Below are 18,590 nucleotides of genomic sequence, written 5' to 3'. Positions count from 1 at the left end.
ATCGCTGCAGCGTGTTGGCTCCTTCTCCCGCTTGCGGGAGAAGGCGGGGGATGAGGGTATCGCGCGCTGCACCGACCCTCACCCCAACCCTCTCCCGCGTGCGGGAGAGGGAGTTTTGGCCGCGTCGTTCATTGAGCGTTTCATGCGTCGCGAGACGTGCGAAGAGCGATGGAATTGAGACCGACGCCGAAGGAAAAAGTCATGAACACATCGGTTGAATCACGTCACAGCCAAACCACGCAGGCCTTGCGCGTGAACGGTGGGCGCTTGTGGGACTCGCTGATGGAGCTCGCCCGGATCGGCGCCACGCCCAAGGGTGGCGTGTGCCGCCTGGCGCTGACCGAGCTGGACGGCCAGGCGCGCGACCGCTTCGTGAGCTGGGCCGAAGCGGCCGGCTGCACCGTGCGCATCGATGCGATCGGCAACATCTTCGCGCGCCGCGCGGGCCGCAACGCGGCCTTGCCGCCCATCGTCACCGGCAGCCACATCGACACCCAGCCGACCGGCGGCAAGTTCGACGGCAACTATGGCGTGCTGGCAGGGCTGGAAGTGCTGCGCAGCCTGAACGATGCGGGAATCGAAACAGAAGCCCCGCTGGAAGTGGCGGTGTGGACCAACGAGGAAGGCTCGCGCTTCGTCCCGGTCATGATGGGCTCGGGCGTGTTCGTCGGGGCGTTCACGCTGGAGCACGCGCTCGCTCAGTGCGATGCGCAGGGTGTGAGCGTCGGCGAGTCATTGGCGCGCATCGGTTACGCCGGCAGCGCCACAGATGCGGCGCCTCCCGTCGGCGCCTATTTCGAGGCCCACATCGAGCAGGGACCGGTGCTCGAAGCGAACGACTGCGTGATCGGCGTCGTGCAGGGCGCGCTCGGCCAGCGCTGGTACGACGTGGTCGTGCAGGGCATGGAAGCGCACGCCGGCCCCACGCCCATGGCCTTGCGCCGCGACGCGCTGCTGGCCGCCAGCGCCCTGGTGGAGGCAGTCAACCGGATCGCGCTCGAGCGCGCACCGCACGGGCGTGGCACTGTCGGCTCGCTGGAGGTGCATCCCAACTCCCGCAACGTCATTCCGGGGCGCGTTCGTATGAGCGTCGATCTGCGTGCGGCCGATGACGAGGTGCTCACGTCGATGGACACGGCGCTGCGCAGCTTTTGCGCGAAGCTTGCGCAAGAGCGCCAGCTCACCGTGCAAGTCGATCAGGTCGTGTACTTCCCGCCGCAACCCTTTACGCCGGAACTGACTGAAGGCGTGCGCCAGGGCGCGGCCACGCTCGGCTTGACCGCCATGGACGTGGTGAGCGGCGCCGGCCACGACGCCGTCTACCTCGCCCGCGTCGCCCCCACCGCAATGGTGTTCGTGCCCTGTGCGGGCGGCATCAGCCACAACGAGATCGAAGACGCCCGCCCCGAACACCTCGAGGCCGGCTGCAACGTCTTGCTGCACGCGATGCTGCGCAGCGCGGGAGTCGCGGCATGAAGATCCTGATCGCCCGGCTGAACCACGAAACGAACACGTTCTCGCCGGTAGCGACGCCGCTCGAAGCGTTCGAGCCGCACTTCGGCAACGATGCCTACCGGGTGCAGAAGGGCATGCGCACGGCGATGTCCGCGTTCATCGATCTGGCCGAGGCCCAAGGCGCGGAACTGCTGACACCCGTAAGTGCCGCGGCCAACCCCAGCGGGCGAGTGCACGCTGCGGCCTACGACACGCTGTGCGACCGCATCGTCGATGCGTGCGCCGGCTGCGACGCCGTCCTGCTGGACCTGCATGGCGCCATGGTCGCGGACAACAGCGTCGATGGCGAAGGCGACCTGCTGGCGCGCGTGCGCGCGGCGGCGCCCGGTGCGCCGATCGGCGTGGCGCTCGACCTGCACGGCAACATCACGCAGAAGATGGTGGATAACGCCGACGTGATGGTGGGCTTCAAGACCTATCCGCACATCGACATGTACGAGACGGGCGAGCATGCCGGCAGACTGCTGCTCGCCATGCTGCGGGGCGGGCCGCGCCAGCGGGTGCTGTTCAAGCGCCTGCCGCTGATGAGCCACACGCTGCGCAGCACCACGATGTCGGGCGCGATGCAAGAGGCCGTGGCGAGCGCCCGCGCCGCAGAGTCGGGCGGTGTGTCGGCGGTGTCCGTCTTTGCCGGCTTTGCACTCGCCGACATCGAGGCGCCCTGCGTCAGCGTCGTCGTCACGACAGCAGAGTCGCCCGACGCGCAGGCGCGCGCACAAGCGGCGCTCGACACGTTGAGTGAACAGATTTGGACGGGTCGAGCAGGCTTCTCGTACTGCAGCGAACCCTTGTCGGCCTCCTTGGCGCGCGCCCAGGCTGCTGCCGAGCATGCTGAGCGCCCGGTTCTGTTGCTGGACCACGGCGACAACTGCATGTCGGGCGGCACCTGCGACACCATGGACGTGCTGCAAGCGGCCCTGGCACGAGGCCTCACGGACATTGCCGTGGGCCCGTTGTGCGACCCGGAAGCGGTGCGCTTGCTCGCGCAGGCGGGCGTTGGAGCCGAAGTCGAGATTGCGCTTGGCAACAAGACCGTGCTCGAATCCATCGGCGTGGCCAAGACGCCGGCGTTGTTGCGCGGCGTCGTGCGCTGCGTGAGCGACGGCCAGTACACCGTCACCGGCCCCACCTACACCGGCATGCTCTGCTCGATGGGCCGCAGCGTCCACTTCGACGTCGGGGCAGCACAGATCGTGGTGACCGAGCGCACGCACGAACCGTGGGACCTGGGCGTGTTCTCCTGCGTGGGCCTGGACCCGACCCACCACCGCTTCATCCTGCTCAAGTCGCGGATGTACTGCCGGCCCGTGTTCGAGCCCCTGGCCGCTGCGCTGATCGAATGCGACAGCGCGGGCGTCACCAGTTCCGACTACGCGCTGTTCCCTTTCCGGAACGTGCGCCGGCCGGTCTTTCCGCTGGATTCGCTCTGAGTGGCCGCCGGAGCCGCTTTTGTTCGTGCAGTCCAGACCTTGAACGCGTTCGGCGTGAGCTCCCGCTTGAGAAGCTGCACCACCTGACCAGGCGACAGCCCGTGGCTGCGCAGCACGGCCGAGAAGGGCGGCCGGTCGTCCCAGGCAATTTCAATCACACGCTGGATCTCTGCAGCAGTCAAACGGGGAACGGGCTTGGCCATGGTGGCGATTGTCGGCGGACTCACAACGCGGCGAGCAATGTAGCGACACCCCATGCGATCAGCAGACCGCCTGCGCCGCGGCCGATCCAGTGACCGGCCGGGCTGAGTTTTTCGATCAGGACGAACAGGGCGATGCCCGCGATCCATGCGAGGTTCATGACCCCGCCGACGAAGAGCAACAGCATCAGCAGCCAGCAGCAGCCCACACAGAACGCGCCGTGCGCCAAGCCCATGCGCAACGCACCGACAGTGCCAGGGCGCCAGTGCGTGAGGATGAAGTCCAGCGGTGATCGACAGCGCCGCAGGCAGGCGTGCTTCAACGGAGTCCATTGGTAAATGCCAGCGGTGATCAGCACGGAACCCGCCAGCACCGTGCTGGTGCTTTGCATCATCGGCGACAGCAGCGCGGCCCGCTCGAGCCCGAACTGCAGTGCCGTCGCCGCAAGGCTGAATGCGGCCCAGACAGCGAGGTAGCCGAAAGCGAAGGCGCCTGAGGCGTTTGCCGGCTGGCCTTGTTCGCTGCGGCGGCGCGCGATGGTGGCGTAGAGCAAGATCATCGGCGCCGCGCTGGGCAGCATCATGGCCGCCATCATCACGGCCCACATGGCGAGCACCAGCGCCGCATGGGCGGGTGTCCAGGGGCCCGAACTCATGGGCATCAGCATGTCGCCCATGTCCTGCATCATCCCGGCGCCGGAGAGCAGGTAGCCCCAGGCCAAGACGATCGCCAGCAGCAGGCAGAAGACAACCAGGAGGCGATCGCGCCGCAGCGCCTGCTCGACCAGCGCACCGGCCGTCACCCCCGTGCTCCCCGGCGCGCGATCTGCGTTGTGGGGCAGGCGCTCTCTCTAGGCCGCCACGCCCTGCGGCGTTTGCACCACCTGAGCGAGGGTGCTGTGCGAGCCGCGGGTCTCGAAGGGGATGGCGCCGTGGCTGCGGATGTCGGCAGAGGCCACTTCGCCCTCTCGGTGCTCGAACCCGTCGGGCATCACGACCTGGATGCGGTGGGCCTCGCCGGTCACCGGGTTCTTGATCGGTTCGACATCGCTTTCCAGCACGCCGGGGATGACGAGGCGCGCGGTTCGGGCGTCCCTGTCGAACGCGAAGGTGATCGGAGCGAAGATCGGCTCGTGCATCTGAGTGACGATCAGGCTGCAGATGTGGAAGAGCGTCCCTTCCGCCGAGTTCTGCCCGGACATGATCTTGAACAAGGCCTCCCGCTGCTCCGGCGTGGCGCGTTCGTCGATGATCGGCTGCAACTGACCATTACCTTCGTGCAGCGCTCCGGGGAACGAGACGACAGCAAAGAAGCTCAGGCCGTCGAGGCGCGTCTCCTCGAAAAACCCCTTCGTGATGCGCATGCCGAGGAAGCCCTTGCAATACCCCTGCGTCGGCCTGGCGTTGAAGTCGCAGGGGCAACCGTAGGCGCAGTTGCAGTTCTTGAGCCATTCGCCTTCGAGGCGCCAGTTTGCTTGTGCCATGGACTCATCTCCTGTGTCGGACAGATGTGACGATCGCGGCGGGCCTCTCTTTTGCCGCCCCGGCTGGCCTCGCTTCGAGCCTGCGTGGGAGCGAATCGCCAGTGTGAGTCGGGTGGCGGGCCGGCGGGCCTGCTTTCGCCGTGGCTGAAACCTTAAGTGGGGCCAGTCGACTATCTGCCTGTTGCGGGCGCTGCGCAATACCTTTGATGCAGTCATCCCTCCACGGGTTGTAAGGCTCGCCCGTGCACCGAGCGCTTGATAACCGCGTACGAGGCCGCACGTGGTAGTCATCGAAAACACTTCGGATGACCCAGGAACAGACATGGCTGCCCAACCGCTCGACACCGTCAGGACACGTCTCGAAGAGCTGGTCGCGGTATCGCGACTGCTCGAAGGCGCCGAACGCCAGCAATTCCGCATTACGGCGGATGAGTACCAGCGGCTCGTGGCGCGTGTGCGTCAAGCGTTCGAAGGCGATTTACCGTCGGACGCGATCAGGGCGATCTCGAATGCTTTTCCGAGTGCCGGCGAGGTGTACGAAAACCTGCACTACGCGCGGTCCGGCCTCTCGATGTCTCCGCTGGAGCGCTCGGTGTCCTCCGAGATGGCCGCAAGCCAGGCGCTGCAGCGGTTCACGCGCGGCAAGAGGGCATCAGAAAGCAAAAAGCCCAACCGGTGAAGGCTGGGCCAAGTGCTTGCCAAACAACTATGTGGCTCCCCGACCTGGGCTCGAACCAGGGACCTACGGATTAACAGAACAGCACACGCTGAAGTTTTCTGAGCGCAAGTTAAAGAATCGAGAGGCCTTTTTCCACTGTCTTTGAACGCTACGCTCCCCACCGAACCCATTCCGAACCCCAATAGCCGGAATAGGGTCTATGCGCGAAAAAGTCAACGAGAATCGATGGGTTGCCCGGATTCCGACCGAGCCTACACCGAGCCCGGCAATGTGGGGGAAGCCCGCCTATCCTCCATGGGAATCGCTGGTTGACACCGGCTTCCACAAGCAGGGCAGTCCGCCTTAGCTTGGCTGGAGCTACGCCGAGCGGTTTCGGCGGCTCATGAAGCCCACTACTGCGAGGCCAGCGAGCATGAGGGCGTAGGTGCCAGGCTCCGGCACCGCCGTGATGGTGCCGGTGTCGTAAAGGGCAACGTTAGAAATGCCTCCCCGACGCCGTGTGGGATTCGTGTCCACTACGCTGAAGGTGCCAGTGAAAGTTTCATCGAAGGACAGTCGGTAGAAGGCGCTTTCGCCACCACCTTGGCCGCCACCCCAATGCACGCCGATGACGGAGTCACCGGACAGTGATGACGCGAACGTGATAGAGCCCGAGTTGACGTTCAACTGTTCGAGGATGGCATTGCCGAGAACGACGCCGGGAAATTCGGTCGTGAGCAGCGGCTTCACATCGCTGAAGTCGGCGGCATTGTTCAGGTTGCCGGTGTAATAGCCGCTGCAGTCCGCGACTGTGACGCCGGTACCGGAGACATCGGCAAAGCTGCATGAATTAGCAGGCGAGATTGCGGCGTAAGCGGGCGCAGCCGACAGCGTCATTACGCCGATCGCGGCGGTCACCAGGTGCTTAGTAAAGGTCATGTCGATCCCTTAGAGTTCTTCCGAACTGAACAGCGACGGCGGCGCACGAGTAGCCAGTGCCGAGAATCTAAACGGTGACCGATGGTCTAAACGATCGCCGCGGCCCCCAACTCGGGGGGCGTCCACCATGAGTCCCGTCAGCTTCGGGCTAGGCCGGCTTTACCCGCCACTCCTGCACCATTCCGGCGAATCGCAATTCGCACGCTCGACGCCGCGGAGCACGATGTAGCTGTTCCTCGGCCCTAGCAACTGCAGATCGAACAGCAGAGCTGCGTGGAATCTCACCGCCACCCGCTTGCCATTACGCAGTAGCGTTGCGGCAAACAGGGAGGGGACGATGGCGAGTCCAAAGAAGGTGCCGGCGGAAGAAGCCAAGGAGCGCATGAGCGACGCTGATGCTGTGGCGGCAGTGCTCGCAAAGTTCAGGACCACGCCGCACGGCCTAAACGCTGTCGGCGACGTTTGGGATGAGTACCAGGAGGCTTGCGAGCCGGAGAACATTGCCCGGATCCTCGCCACCCTCACAGCCACTCAGACAGAACTTGCTGCTGCTATGGAAAGAGAGAGGGTGGCGCAGGCTGAGGCGGTCCATTGGCAACAGCGATGGGCCGCGCTTCGCCGTATGCATGTTGCTGCGTCCGGTGGGCTTGACCCGACCCGAACGGTTGTCGCGAATGCTGCCCCTGGGACGCTGTAACAGACGGAGCTGCAGTCCGGCCTCCAGGGTCTGATTCGGTCAGCGTAACTCGCCCTTCACACGCATACCGCTGGAGGACCGATCTCCTTTCGGAGGGCCAAGGACAAGAACCAATATTCCGGCGATGAACGGGCTGATAAATAGCGCCAGCAGGCACCACCCGTAGCCGCTGCGCCGCATTCCGTCGGCAATGACGCCGACTGCTATCGAACAGGTGAGCCAAAACAGAAAAATGGCCACTCGACCTCCCGTGCAAGATTAGTGCTGGTGTGGCTAGCTCGATGTCCGCTTTGAAGGGTCCGCGTGTACGCGTGCTCATTACACATCCAGAATCGGTCAGCATCTAGGCATTAACACGCATCGGGAATAAGAACGGTGGCGACTGTGAACTTGTTCCGGTCTTGATTCCCGCACGAGCCTATTCCTCATTCCTCACCATTGCGCGTGCATCTCCTGAGCCGATCGGGCCTAGGGCACCTGCCGTGCTACATGCGCTGTCACGGCTCATGCAGGACAGCCTGTCGGCCAATATGATTCAGCTCTGGCTGACGCCATACGACCGCGGCGAGTGGAACGGGGACGAGGTCGAAGCGTCTGTGGTTGGCGACTACGAAGCCAAGATCGCGGCCCTTGAGCGCGAGGTCGGTCAGCCAAGAGGTAGATGCTGTAGCGAGCGAGGATTAGGCACAAGCTGTCGGAGCCGGGTGTCGATGCGTTCCAACCGGTCGGAAACATGGTCGCGACCCGCTGCCTGCTTTGCGATTGCAATGCGCAGGCCTGTAATTTCGCTTCGCCTGTTTACAACGCCGGTTTCGAGGACGGCCAAGCAAGGCTTTATCTCGCAGATGTTCAGGCCGCAAAATACTGCGATGCTTTCTCGAAGGTTGGAAAAGCCGGCCAAGACGTTGGTGAGACCTTCGCGTCGCCGGTCCACGAGCCAACCACGTAATGAGTAGGCTGGATGTTGAAGAACGGCCCCACGGCTTCTTCGTCAGTAGAAGGACTTCCAAGCTGTAGGTAAAGCGAATACAGCTCGCTCGATGCCGGTGCCGAGGTGAAGGGCTGAGGTGGATCGCAGCCATGTGATGTTCTGCGTGCTGTCGTAGATCATCCCGCCCCCACGATCGAACAGCGCGGCTTGGGCTGTAGTGGCAAGGCAAAGCGCGGCAGCAGAGCAGATGATGCTCAGTTTCATCGTTCGTCGCTTAGGACAACCTTTTCACCTCACCCGCCGCATGCGCCTTCGCACGTGCAAGCCGACCGCTCCAAGCCCCATCAGCATCAAGGCATAGGTGCTTGGTTCCGGAATTGGCGAGTTTGCTTCACCATCCGAGAAGAGCTCAGATATTGGCCCGGCAGCCAAAGTGAACGGCACGAATGTGGGCACGTCGTAGTCGATCCCGTTCGTCAAGTTGAAGGTGTAGCTGAAGCTGTAATTCTTTAGTACGGGCTCTCCGGTGTATGGACTGTTCGGATGGAAGACTGAAAGGGAATCTGCCTCGCCCGATGAGCCCTGATAACCGACGCCCTCTACGTACACGAGCGCGTCGTAGCTGAAGTACACAAAGCTGCCGGGATAGTCGAGTGCCTGAAGTGTGATTTCCGTGGTGTAGCTAATCACCACCTCTGTCTTGGGGCCGAGAAAACCGGTCAGGAGCTTGAAATCGCCGAGGTCGCCTGTGTAATAGCTTTCAAACTCTTCTGCGGTGGTTGTGACCTGTGGCGTCAAGTTGTCAGTCAAGTCGAGATCGACGAGATCTAACTTGAGATCGCTGAAGACCACTGAATAACTGGCATGTCCCGGTATGAGCGCGGCACTGGCCGAGCCAAAGCCACTAGTGATCGCGGCAACAGCCGCAGTAGCGGCTAAGCGAGCAACAAAAGTACGAGGCATCCGGCGTCCTAAAAAGTTGATCAGAGACGGTACCCCATTCACGCGGCTGCTGTGCGACGCTAATCTTCGCTCCTAACAGCAAAAAGCCCAACCGGTGAAGGCTGGGCCAAGTGCTTGCCAAACAACTATGTGGCTCCCCGACCTGGGCTCGAACCAGGGACCTACGGATTAACAGTCCCTGGGAATGGGATTTCCTGGGATCTCCTGAAACAACTTGCCGCTGAAATACCCTTTACAGATCAACAGCTTACGTTCATAGTCATTTCAAGCCGTCTTGGACCATTCCCGCCAAAACTGGCACCAGACTGGCACCAGATCAGCTACGGACTATGGCAAGAGATCAAGTTTCCCCGGCTTCCGCGGCCATCAAATCGCTGGATGGCGGCGGCTTCGTGACGCTGCATAGCCGCCTCGATCGGGGCGGTGCACTGCAGGCGCGCAAGTTGGGCAACGGGGCGGTTCAGCTCTACTGGCGCTACTCGCTTGGCGGCAAGACGAGTCGCGAGCCGATCGGCGTCTATGACTCGTCGGCGCCACCAAAGAAACTGCAACCAACCCCGCGCGGGTACGGTCTGGCCGCGGCGCTTGAGAAGTGCCGCGAGCTCGCTGACGTGCATGCTGCGCGGGCGGACACGGGCGGCCTTCGCGAGGCGAAAGCCGAGAAGCGTAAAGCCTTCTTCGCGCAGAAGGTCGCCGAAGCGGCGAAGTCGGAGCGGACTCTGCAGAAGCTTCTCGATGCCTATGTGGCTCACCTCAAGACTCAAGGCCGACGCAGCCACGTGGACGCCGACCAGATCTTCAAGCGCCACGTCACCGAGGCTTGGGCGGGGACCGCCGATGCACCTGCTGTGGACCTTACGCCCGACCAGGTGCTCGACATGCTGCGCAGACTGATCGAGGCCGGCAAGGGCCGCACTGCCAACAAGCTGCGCTCCTACATCCGTGCGGCTTACCAGTGCGCGCTCGACGTAAGGACGACCGCTTCCATCCCTGTGGTCTTCAAGTCATTCGGCGTTGTGTTCAACCCAGCCGCGCAGACGCGTCGATCGCCGCAGTTCGATCGCGCTGACAAGCGAACGTTCTCCAAGGCCGATTTGCAGGCGTATTGGCAGCTGATCGCTGAGCGTCCGGGGCCTGAAGCTGCGATGCTGAGACTGCACCTGCTGACCGGTGGTCAGCGCATCGAGCAGTTCGTTCGACTGAAATGGACTGACGTGGGTGATGAAGCCATCACGATCTTCGATGGCAAGGGACGGCCGGGCCAGGGGCCGCGGCCCCATCAAATTCCACTGGTGAAGCTGGCCCGTGCCGATCTGGCGGTACTCACAAGGGAGGGCGAATTTTCGATTTCGACGACTGCCGGCAAGAAAGCCATCAGCGTGAGAACGCTGGCGGGCTGGGCGCATGCCATCGTTGGCGACGCGATCGAAGGGTTTCAGTTGAAACGGATTCGATCCGGCGTTGAGACACTACTTGCAGCCCGTGGCGTTAGTCGGGAAGTACGAGGCCACCTCCAATCGCATGGCCTGACCGGTGTTCAGGCGCGGCACTATGACGGCCACGACTACATGTCCGAGAAGCGATCGGCGCTCGACATCTTGAGTCGTGAGCTTCAGATCAGAACAGTCTTGCCCATGTTGACTCCGGATGTCGCTGACCGCACATGCTATGAAGGTCCTGCAGCTTGTTAGAGGGCTCACCGCAAGGCCCTGACGGCAAAGCCGCCGAAGGCTAGCCGCGGCACGCCCAATCCACTGCACAGCGGCGAGTTGAACGTTCGACGCGTGAGGCGGTGCGGGCAAGCGCGGCGGCGTCCTCGCCGGCCGGGATCCGCATCGCAGACGCGGGTTCGGTGACCGCGCGCCATACGGCCTCAGCAGCATCTTCCGCATGCGTGCTCGGCGTTCCGCTGTCGCCAAGCAGGGCGAAGATGCGTGGGTGACATCGCTGTGTGCCTCCGGCACGCTGCCCTCCATGATCGAGAGGCGTTCTGGACGAAGCGCGTGCCCTGTGCTCGCCCCGACAGCACCAAGCGCACCCGGACGCCAAACTGGGCTAGCTCTACCGCTAAAGACTCGGTGAACGCGTTCACGGCCGCCTTGCTGGCGGTGTAGAGCGACAGCAGCGGCAGCAGGGCCATGGTGACGCTGGACATGACGTTGACAGAACTGCGGCAGTACCGCCTGTGTCATTGCGATTGTGCCGAGGGTGTTGGTCTCGAAGACCTCACGGGCATTTGCATCGACGTGCCCTCAAGTGCCGCCAGCAGTCCGACTCCTGCATCGTTGACCAGCACGTCAATCGGACCGGCCTCGACGGCTTGTCGAATGCTGTCGGCGTTGGTGACATCGAGCGCGATGATCCGCAGCCGTCTGGAAGGAGGCAGTGCGTCCTCGCTCCGGCGGAGAGCAGCGGGTTCAGCTATCAGGTTCGCCTGTCAAGGCGGTCGGGAAGACGAGGGCGCGGCCCTTCAGCAGTGGCCCTTTTTAGCCTGCCCTGGAGGGCAGAAGCCGCCGCCGTGGGAGGGCCGCTCCTGCGGATCGATCACGACGGAGCCAGCCGGGGTGTACACGGCGCAGCCCGTCAGGCCAACGAGGAGCAACAGGGTCAAAGCGGTACGCATGAGTTTGTGAAGAGATTGCGGGCGAGAAGTCGCTCGAGGAAGTTAACAGCGCTCACCTACCGCGGTAAAGGAACAAGCCCACGTTAGTGCGTTGTTTGGTCAAGCCATCCTCCGTCGTTCTTTCGGCGCTTGGAGCGGCAGTTTCGCCCGGACGGCGCAACGTCGATTGCGCCTACCTGCATTGCGTTGGTCAAAAACCGGTACTGGCTTCTCACACTGCTGTCATCTCCGCCGCCTATCCTTTCGACCCGACTGCCCGTCCTTCGTGCCGAAGTCCTGACGCCGGTCTCGTGCGTCAGCAACTTGCATTCTGATAAAGAGACAGATGTGACTCCCCCCTTGAATCGCCGTCGCTTGATGGAGATGTCGAGCGCCGCAGCGGTCGGCATCGCGCTGGCGCCGTTGGGCCTGTTGAACGCGCGCATTGCTTCGGCTCAAACAAACTGCAACTACGCGAGCGTGACGGTGCCGGGTTAGTGCAGTAGAAACTTCAAACTCTTCACATGCGAATCTAACTATCCGGTCAAATCTTTCCTCGGGTGGGGTGTCGAGAATGATGAGCTGTCTGAGCGCTTGGAGACGCGCAGATTCACTACTGGGGATTGGAGCTGGGGTCGCTTAGAGGCCAAGGCGAAAAAGATAACGGGGATGACGTCGGAGATTGCACAACAGTCCGCGAAGCCCGCCGGGGTCGGCCGTGCGGGTCGGATGTATATAGACGACAGAAAGCCGGTACCGTCGAAGCATCACAGGAGCCCTTCCATGCAGCCCGTGATCGAAGCGGGCGCGTCCCTAGGCGTCGGCGCCGTCGCCGATCAGCAGACCGATCGGCATGTCGGCCGCGATCACGCTGCGCCATATCAAACACGAGCAGGTGCGCAACGTGGTCTGGGTCACGGCCGACGTGCACTACTGCGCCGCCCACCACTACGACCCGGCGCGAGCGCAATTCCAGGACTTCGAGCCGTTCTGGGAATTCGTTGCGGGGCCGCTGAATGCGGGCAGCTTCGGGCCCGGCACGTTGGACAACACCTTCGGGCGGCAGGCCGTGTTCTATAAGGCGCTGCCTCCAGGGCGGGGCCAACTTGTCGCCTTACTCGGGACTGCAGTTTTTCGGCGAAGTCAACATCGACTCCCGAGCGCACCTGACGGTGGACTTGCGGGACCTGAGCGGTACGTCGGTCTTCACCAAGACACTGGAGCCTGTGCCGGGTTGGCAGCGGCGCTGAGGCCGCGCAACGGCGGTCTCGGATGTCGACCCGCCGCTTTCGTGCCGGGCGTGAGAACGGCTATGTTCGTTGAGCAGCCAAGGCGCGGTACTCGCAACGAAGCGAATGCAACTCGTCCAGCAAGCCGGGCAAGCCGGCCCACTTGCCCTTTTGGGCCATGCGCCGCGCTACTTCCCCGCGCAGCAGCGTATATCGGTGCGCAATGCTTGAAATCTCCACAAGCTTCTCCTTTCACCGCTGAGTTCATCCTCCGGCCAATCTTCACTCCAGCATGTGACGCGCGTAAGTCGAATCCGGCAGCGCGCCGATTGCGCCGAGGAGAAAACGGATGATTGAAGGCGGTGATCAAGATCGAGCGCGAACACCCGATAAGAACGCCAATTCCGTGCTTTGCAGTGCCCCATGAATACTTTGCCGACGTCGACCTATGCACCGCTCACATGGCGCACGGTGCGCGATCTGATTGAGCATCGCCTCCTACAGGCTCACTTTCAGCCCATCGCGGATCTGCGCGATGGCGCCGTGTACGCGCACGAGGTGTTGATCCGCGGGCCCGCGGGCTCGGCTTATGCGATGCCCGATGCGCTGTTCGCGGCCGCGCACAAGGAAAACTGTGCATTCGAACTCGAAGTCGCTTGTGTGCGAAGGGCGTTGGCGGCATGGACGAAGAGCAAGCGCAGCGGCCGGCTGTTCCTCAATCTCAGCGCGAGTGCCCTGGTGCGCACACTCAGCGAGCGCAGTATCGAGGACATCATCTCGGCTACGGTGACGCAGGGCGTGGCACCGTCGTCGGTCGTGATCGAGCTGACGGAGCATGAGCAGGTCCGCGATTTCGACGCCTTGCTTTCGGCATGCGCCACGCTGCGCCGCAACGGCATCGGCATCGCGCTCGACGACTTCGGCGACGGTCGGTCGAGCCTGCGCTTGTGGTCGGAGCTGAAGCCTGACCTGGTCAAGATCGACAAGTATTTCCTGAAGGACCTGGCCCGTCACGGGGACAAGCTGCAAACGCTGCGGGCCTTGCTGCAGATCGCCGAGACCTTCGGCTCGCAGCTCGTCGCCGAAGGCCTCGAAGGCTCGGAAGAGCTCCGGCTCGCGCGCGATTTGGGCATCACCTACGGCCAGGGCTGGGCACTCGGCCGTCCGGCCGCCGAACCCGTCGACGCCTTGCTGCCCGAAGCCAGGGCTGTGCTGATCAGTCGCGACATCTCGGTGTTCCCGGAGCTCAAGCGGGCGAGCAACAGCGGCTACACCGCTTCGCGCCTGTTGATCGCCGCACCGGCGATCCGGCCCGACATGTCGCACGACGCGGTCTACGACATGCTGCGCGAACGCGACGCCTTGCACGCGGTGGCCGTCGTGGACAACGACAAACCGGTGGCCCTGATCAACCGCAGCCAGTTCATCGCGAGCTATGCGCGGCCGTACTTCAAGGAGCTCTACGGCAACAAGCCCTGCACACTGTTCGCGAACCTCGCGCCGCTGGCAATCGAGCTGCACACCGGCATCGAAGAGCTGACCAGCGTGCTGACGTCGGGAGACCAGCGCTATCTGACCGAAGGCTTCGTCATCACCGAGGGCGGGCGCTACCGCGGCCTGGGCACCGGCCAGCAACTGGTACGGGCGGTGACTGAGGCTCGCATCGAGGCCGCGCGCCATGCGAATCCGTTGACCTTCCTGCCGGGCAACATCCCGATCAGCGACCACATCGATCGCCTCCTGGCCAGCGGGCGGGATTTCGTGGCGGCCTATGCAGACCTGAACCACTTCAAGCCCTACAACGACCAGTACGGCTACTGGCGCGGCGATGAAATGATCCGGCTGGTGGCCCGCATGCTGGTTTCCCATTGCGATGCGCGCCGCGATTTCGTCGGCCATGTCGGCGGCGACGATTTCCTCGTCCTGTTCCAGAGCAGCGACTGGCTCGAGCGCTGCGAGCGCATCGTCGTCGCCTTCAACGACAAGGCGCTCGAGCTGTTCGATCCCGAAGCGCTCGCGGCCGGGGGCATCCATGCCGAAGACCGGCACGGGGACATGCGCTTTCATCCCTGCACGACGCTGTGCATCGGCGCCGTGCAGGTGCAACCGGGGCGCTTCGATCACGCGGAGGACGTGGCCAGCGCGGCGGCCGCCGCCAAGCGACAGGCCAAGCAGTCAAACCGAGGTGTCGTCGTGCTGGAGGGGCGGCCGCGCGATACGGGGTTCTGAGGGGCGGTCGGAGCGAGCTGCGCGGGGCACGCTTGGCCGCATGTCCGGGGCGCGTCACTGCCGCGTCATGCCGCGTCAACAAAATCGCGCCAGTTGGCCAGCGGCACGGCGCGTTCAGCGCTGCCGCAACGGCCCGTTCTTTCATCGCGGCGGCCCCATGAACAAATCCTTCTTGCTCGGTGGACTCCTTGCCTTTCTCGGTTGCGCGGCTTCGGCGCAGGGCGTGGTCATCAGCCAGGTCTACGGCGGCGGCGGCAACAGCGGCGCGACGCTCAGGAACGATTTCGTCGAGCTGTTCAATGCATCGACTCAGCCGGTGAACCTGGCCGGCTGGTCGGTCCAGTACGCGTCCGCTACCGGCAGCAGCTGGCAGGTCACCGCGCTCGAAAGCGCCACCCTGCAGCCAGGCCAGTATTACCTGGTACAGCAGGCAATGGGCGCGGGCGGCAGCGCCGCACTGCCGGCGCCCGATGCGTCGGGCACGACCGCGATGAGTGCCTCCGCCGGCAAGGTCGCACTGCTGAGCACGACGGCCGCGCTCTCTGGGACGGCACCGGCCTCGCCGGCGCTGGTCGATCTGATCGGCTTCGGCTCGGCCGGCTTCTTCGAAGGCAGCGCCGCCGCACCGACCTTGAGCAACACCACTGGCGCGCTGCGCGCCGGGAGCGGCTGCACCGACAGCAACGACAACCGCGCCGACTTCGCCACCGGCGCGCCGAGTCCCCGCAACCGCAGTGCGGCCTTCAACGTTTGCGACGGTGCGCCGGTCAACGCGCCGATCGTCACGACCTGTCCGGCGCTGAACCTCGCGGCCGGCAGCCCCGGCCGGGTCGCATTGGGCGCGAGCGATGCCGACGGCCTCGTCGGCAGTGTTGCCTTTGCCGGCAGCGTGCCGGCCGGCATCAGCCTGGGCGAGCTGACTCCCGCCACCGGCGTGGGCGGCAGTGCCGGGGCGGACTTGCGCGTCGCGTCGAACACCGCCGTGGGCAGCTACGCGGTCGAGCTGCGCTGGGGCAACGACCAGGCGCAGACGGCGAACTGCACGGTGCTGGTCAATGTCGCGAGCCTCACGCGCATTCCCACCATCCAGGGTCGCGGCGCGAATAGCCCGCTGGCCGGCATGCAGGTGGCGACCGAGGGCGTGGTCACGAAAGTCACCAACAACGGCTTCTTCCTCCAGGACGCCGAGGGCGACGGCGACGCCAGCACCTCGGACGGCCTCTTCGTCTTTAACGGCAGCTCGGCCAAGCCCACACCCGGCCAACGCGTGCAACTCTCCGGCACTGTGACCGACTTCAACACCGGCGCCGCCGGCAACCCGGTGACCGCCGCCAATCCGCTGACGCAGCTCAGCGGCGTTGCCGGCTTCACCGTGGTGGGCAACGGACCGGCCATCGCGCCGGTCACGGTCAGCTTGCCGGAGATGGGCGGCGCTGCACTCGAGCGCTACGAGAGCATGCTGGTCACGATTGCGGGCCCGGTGACCGTGTCGCAGAACTTCTTCCTCGGCCGCTACGGCCAAATGACGGTGGCGGTCGGCCCGCGGCTGGAGAATCCGACCAACCGGCTGCGCCCTGGCCCCGAAGCGCTCGCGCTGGCAGAACAGAACGCGCGCCGCAGCCTGCTGCTCGACGATGCGACCAGCATGCAGAACCCGAATCCGATTCCTTACATCGGCACCGACAACACCGTGCGTGCCGGCGACACCGCGCCCTCGCTGACGGGTGTGCTCGACTACGGCTTGGCCACGGCCAGCAACACCGGCATCGCCAGCTACCGACTGCAGCCGACCACGGCCCCCGTGTTCACGCGCAGCAACCCACGCACAGCGGCACCGGAGAACGTGGGCGGCAACATCAAGGTGGCCAGCTTCAACGTGCTCAATTTTTTCACCACCTTCACCGATGGCACGACTGCCGACGGGCAGAGCGGGCAGGGCTGCACGCTCGGCACCTCGACCGCGGCGAGCAACTGCCGCGGCGCGAACAACGCCGAGGAGTTCGCACGTCAGCGCGCCAAGATCGTCGAGGCCATGGTGGCGATCGATGCCGACGTGCTGGGCCTGATCGAGATCCAGAACAATGGCACGGTCGCGACGCAGAACCTGGTGGACGCGCTCAACGCGCGACTCGGCTCGGCCGTCTATGCGGTCGTGCCCGACCCCGAAGACGGCACCGGCACCGACGCGATCAGGCAGGCCATCATTTTCAAGTCGGCCCGCCTGAGTCTCGTGGGCACCGCACTGAGCGACACCGACCCGGTGCACGACCGCCCGCCGCTGGCACAAACTTTGGCGGCGGCCAACGGAGAGCGCTTCACGCTGGTTGTCAATCACTTTAAGTCCAAGGGCTGCGGCGGTGCGAGCGGTGCCGACATCGATCAGGGCGACCTGCAGGGCTGCTACAACGCCACGCGCGTCGCGCAGGCGCAGGCGTTGAGCCGTTTCGTCACGGCGCTGCAGGCAGCCGCCGACAGCGAGGACGTGCTGGTCATCGGGGACCTAAACGCCTATGCCAAGGAAGATCCGATCGCGGTGCTCGCCGAGACCGGATTGGTCGACGAGGTCGCACGAGACAACGGCTTCGGCTACTCCTTCGTGTTCGACGGCGCCGCCGGGCGGCTGGACCATGCGCTGGCCACCGACTCGCTCAGAGAGAAGGTCGAGCGCGCGATCCTGTGGCCCGTCAACGCCGACGAGCCGTCGGTGATCGACTACAACACCGAGTTCAAACCGCAGGACCTGTACGCGCCGAACGCCTACCGCTCGTCGGACCACGACCCGGTCATCGTCGGCCTGAACCTGGTCAACACCATCAACGGGACGCGCAAGCGCGACCGCATCGTCGGCACGCTGGGCGACGACGTGATCACGGGCGGCGCCGGCCCGGACCTGCTCACGGGAGGTGCCGGCAACGACCTGTTCGTCTACAACGAGATCGGGCGGGGTCTGGACCTGATCACCGACTTCGAGCCGGGCGCCGACCGCATCGATCTGCGTGGCGTGCTGGCCGCTTTAGGCACGAGCGGCGCAGACGCAGTGGCTTCAGGGCAGGTGCGGCTGTTCGGCACCGGCGTTGGGACGCTGATCGTGGTCGATACCGAAGAAGGCGAACACCGCGCAAAGGGTCGTGGCAAGCGCAGCGCTTCCCAGCCATTGGTGCTGTTGCGCGGCGTCAAGAAACAGGCGCTCGTTGCGAGTCGGGACTTCGTTTTCTGAGCGGCCGGGAGCGAGCGGCTTGTTCCAGCGACGCGTCGCCCCGCGGTAGTGCGCCGCCCCCTCTTTCTTGTCCTCTGAACTGGTGGATCGACCTGGGGAAAAGTCGCGCTGGTCGTCCGAGCGGGCGTTGTAGGTTCTGCGACCGAATGCGATCTCGGTCGCAAAATGCGGCAGCAGGCCGAAAATGCCCTCGGTGGCAGCGCGCTACAACTGGCCGTTAGCGTTCCTGATGACGAAGCGCAGCTTCATGTCGATTTTCGGCGCTTCTGCCGCAGCCACTTACTGCGCGCTGAAGCGAACCGCGCTGCTCGGGCGGCAGCGCGCAGGCGTAGCGCGGTAGGTGGTGAGTAAGGCGACCCGCGGGCCGCCGACATCGCCTTCTGGGCTCGCGCGGCGTCGGGCCCCCGCTTGCAGTCGACTGGGCGCGGCGCGTCATCCGCCGGCATCGAGCTGACGCCGAACGCTGTCGGCAACATGGGCAGGCAGTACTGGCGAT

At 64.4% G+C, this 18,590-nt stretch carries 17 protein-coding genes and 1 pseudogene; 9 read left to right on the top strand and 9 right to left on the bottom strand.

Annotated features, from left to right (window positions below; all coding sequences use genetic code 11):
* The first annotated feature begins 201 nt into the window (after positions 1–201).
* Positions 202–1,476: a Zn-dependent hydrolase gene (locus tag H0W40_RS03640; protein ID WP_292443265.1), complete on the top strand. Its 1,275-nt coding sequence runs from the start codon at positions 202–204 to the stop codon at positions 1,474–1,476.
* Complete coding sequence (locus H0W40_RS03635; RefSeq protein WP_292443263.1) at positions 1,473–2,945, top strand: M81 family metallopeptidase; 1,473 nt, start codon at positions 1,473–1,475, stop codon at positions 2,943–2,945. Before H0W40_RS03640 ends, H0W40_RS03635 begins: the two co-directional genes overlap by 4 nt.
* Here the strand turns inward: H0W40_RS03635 and H0W40_RS03630 are convergent.
* Genes H0W40_RS03630 through H0W40_RS03620 form a run of 3 tightly spaced genes read right to left on the bottom strand, consistent with a single transcriptional unit; the run spans position 2,885 to position 4,629 of the window.
* The gene (locus H0W40_RS03630; RefSeq protein WP_292443261.1) at positions 2,885–3,148 is read right to left on the bottom strand and encodes a DUF2805 domain-containing protein; all 264 of its coding nucleotides are present in this window, start codon (positions 3,146–3,148) and stop codon (positions 2,885–2,887) included. The two genes, H0W40_RS03635 and H0W40_RS03630, sit on opposite strands and share 61 nt — an antisense overlap.
* A gap of 20 nt (positions 3,149–3,168) precedes the next feature.
* Positions 3,169–3,948 carry a DUF2182 domain-containing protein gene (locus tag H0W40_RS03625; protein ID WP_292443259.1) on the bottom strand — a complete coding sequence of 260 codons (780 nt, stop codon included), beginning with the start codon at positions 3,946–3,948 and terminating at the stop codon, positions 3,169–3,171.
* A gap of 48 nt (positions 3,949–3,996) precedes the next feature.
* Positions 3,997–4,629 carry a DUF1326 domain-containing protein gene (locus H0W40_RS03620; protein ID WP_292443258.1) on the bottom strand — a complete coding sequence of 211 codons (633 nt, stop codon included), beginning with the start codon at positions 4,627–4,629 and terminating at the stop codon, positions 3,997–3,999.
* Between the two features lie 322 nt (positions 4,630–4,951).
* On the opposite strand from H0W40_RS03620, the gene H0W40_RS03615 reads away from it, so the two are divergent.
* A complete protein-coding gene (locus H0W40_RS03615; protein ID WP_292443256.1) occupies positions 4,952–5,308 on the top strand; it encodes a hypothetical protein in 357 nt (118 codons plus the stop codon).
* A 357-nt stretch (positions 5,309–5,665) separates the two neighbouring features.
* On the opposite strand, the gene H0W40_RS03610 is transcribed toward H0W40_RS03615, so the two are convergent.
* Entirely contained in the window at positions 5,666–6,226 is a 561-nt protein-coding gene (locus H0W40_RS03610; protein WP_292443254.1) for a PEP-CTERM sorting domain-containing protein, read from the bottom strand.
* Positions 6,227–6,608: 382 nt separating this feature from the next.
* Between H0W40_RS03610 and H0W40_RS03605 the strand changes: the two genes are divergently transcribed.
* Entirely contained in the window at positions 6,609–6,923 is a 315-nt protein-coding gene (locus tag H0W40_RS03605; protein ID WP_292443253.1) for a hypothetical protein, read from the top strand.
* 39 nt (positions 6,924–6,962) lie between these two features.
* Here the strand turns inward: H0W40_RS03605 and H0W40_RS03600 are convergent, their stop codons facing one another.
* The 3 genes from H0W40_RS03600 to H0W40_RS03590 form a co-directional block, all read right to left on the bottom strand.
* Entirely contained in the window at positions 6,963–7,163 is a 201-nt protein-coding gene (locus H0W40_RS03600) for a hypothetical protein (protein WP_292443250.1), read from the bottom strand.
* Between the two features lie 751 nt (positions 7,164–7,914).
* Positions 7,915–8,118, bottom strand: coding sequence for a hypothetical protein (locus H0W40_RS03595; RefSeq protein ID WP_292443248.1), 204 nt, complete (start codon positions 8,116–8,118; stop codon positions 7,915–7,917).
* 24 nt (positions 8,119–8,142) lie between these two features.
* On the bottom strand, positions 8,143–8,817 hold the full coding sequence (locus H0W40_RS03590) for a PEP-CTERM sorting domain-containing protein (protein ID WP_292443246.1): 675 nt from the start codon (positions 8,815–8,817) through the stop codon (positions 8,143–8,145).
* Positions 8,818–9,146: 329 nt separating this feature from the next.
* Here H0W40_RS03590 and H0W40_RS03585 point away from each other — a divergent pair, with 329 nt between their 5' ends.
* The gene (locus tag H0W40_RS03585; protein ID WP_292443244.1) at positions 9,147–10,508 is read left to right on the top strand and encodes an integrase; all 1,362 of its coding nucleotides are present in this window, start codon (positions 9,147–9,149) and stop codon (positions 10,506–10,508) included.
* A 182-nt stretch (positions 10,509–10,690) separates the two neighbouring features.
* Here H0W40_RS03585 and H0W40_RS19995 read toward each other — a convergent pair whose 3' ends face one another.
* On the bottom strand, positions 10,691–10,957 hold the full coding sequence (locus tag H0W40_RS19995) for an SDR family NAD(P)-dependent oxidoreductase (RefSeq protein WP_367153727.1): 267 nt from the start codon (positions 10,955–10,957) through the stop codon (positions 10,691–10,693).
* 810 nt (positions 10,958–11,767) lie between these two features.
* On the opposite strand from H0W40_RS19995, the gene H0W40_RS03575 reads away from it, so the two are divergent.
* The gene (locus H0W40_RS03575) at positions 11,768–11,917 is read left to right on the top strand and encodes a hypothetical protein (protein ID WP_292443242.1); all 150 of its coding nucleotides are present in this window, start codon (positions 11,768–11,770) and stop codon (positions 11,915–11,917) included.
* Between the two features lie 9 nt (positions 11,918–11,926).
* Here H0W40_RS03575 and H0W40_RS03570 read toward each other — a convergent pair.
* Positions 11,927–12,043, bottom strand: a pseudogene (locus H0W40_RS03570) (GAF domain-containing protein); the annotation flags it as partial.
* 271 nt (positions 12,044–12,314) lie between these two features.
* Here H0W40_RS03570 and H0W40_RS03565 point away from each other — a divergent pair.
* The 3 genes from H0W40_RS03565 (at position 12,315) to H0W40_RS03555 (ending at position 18,094) form a co-directional block, all read left to right on the top strand.
* The gene (locus H0W40_RS03565; RefSeq protein WP_292443296.1) at positions 12,315–13,001 is read left to right on the top strand and encodes an alkaline phosphatase D family protein; all 687 of its coding nucleotides are present in this window, start codon (positions 12,315–12,317) and stop codon (positions 12,999–13,001) included.
* Positions 13,002–13,071: 70 nt separating this feature from the next.
* Positions 13,072–14,877, top strand: coding sequence for an EAL domain-containing protein (locus tag H0W40_RS03560; RefSeq protein WP_292443240.1), 1,806 nt, complete (start codon positions 13,072–13,074; stop codon positions 14,875–14,877).
* Between the two features lie 157 nt (positions 14,878–15,034).
* The gene (locus H0W40_RS03555; RefSeq protein WP_292443238.1) at positions 15,035–18,094 is read left to right on the top strand and encodes an ExeM/NucH family extracellular endonuclease; all 3,060 of its coding nucleotides are present in this window, start codon (positions 15,035–15,037) and stop codon (positions 18,092–18,094) included.
* The last annotated feature ends 496 nt before the right edge of the window (positions 18,095–18,590 follow it).

Source organism: Methylibium sp., from assembly GCF_013817345.1.
In the GTDB taxonomy this organism is placed as follows: Bacteria; Pseudomonadota; Gammaproteobacteria; order Burkholderiales; family Burkholderiaceae_C; genus Methylibium.
This window is presented reverse-complemented; position numbering and strand designations above follow the sequence as displayed.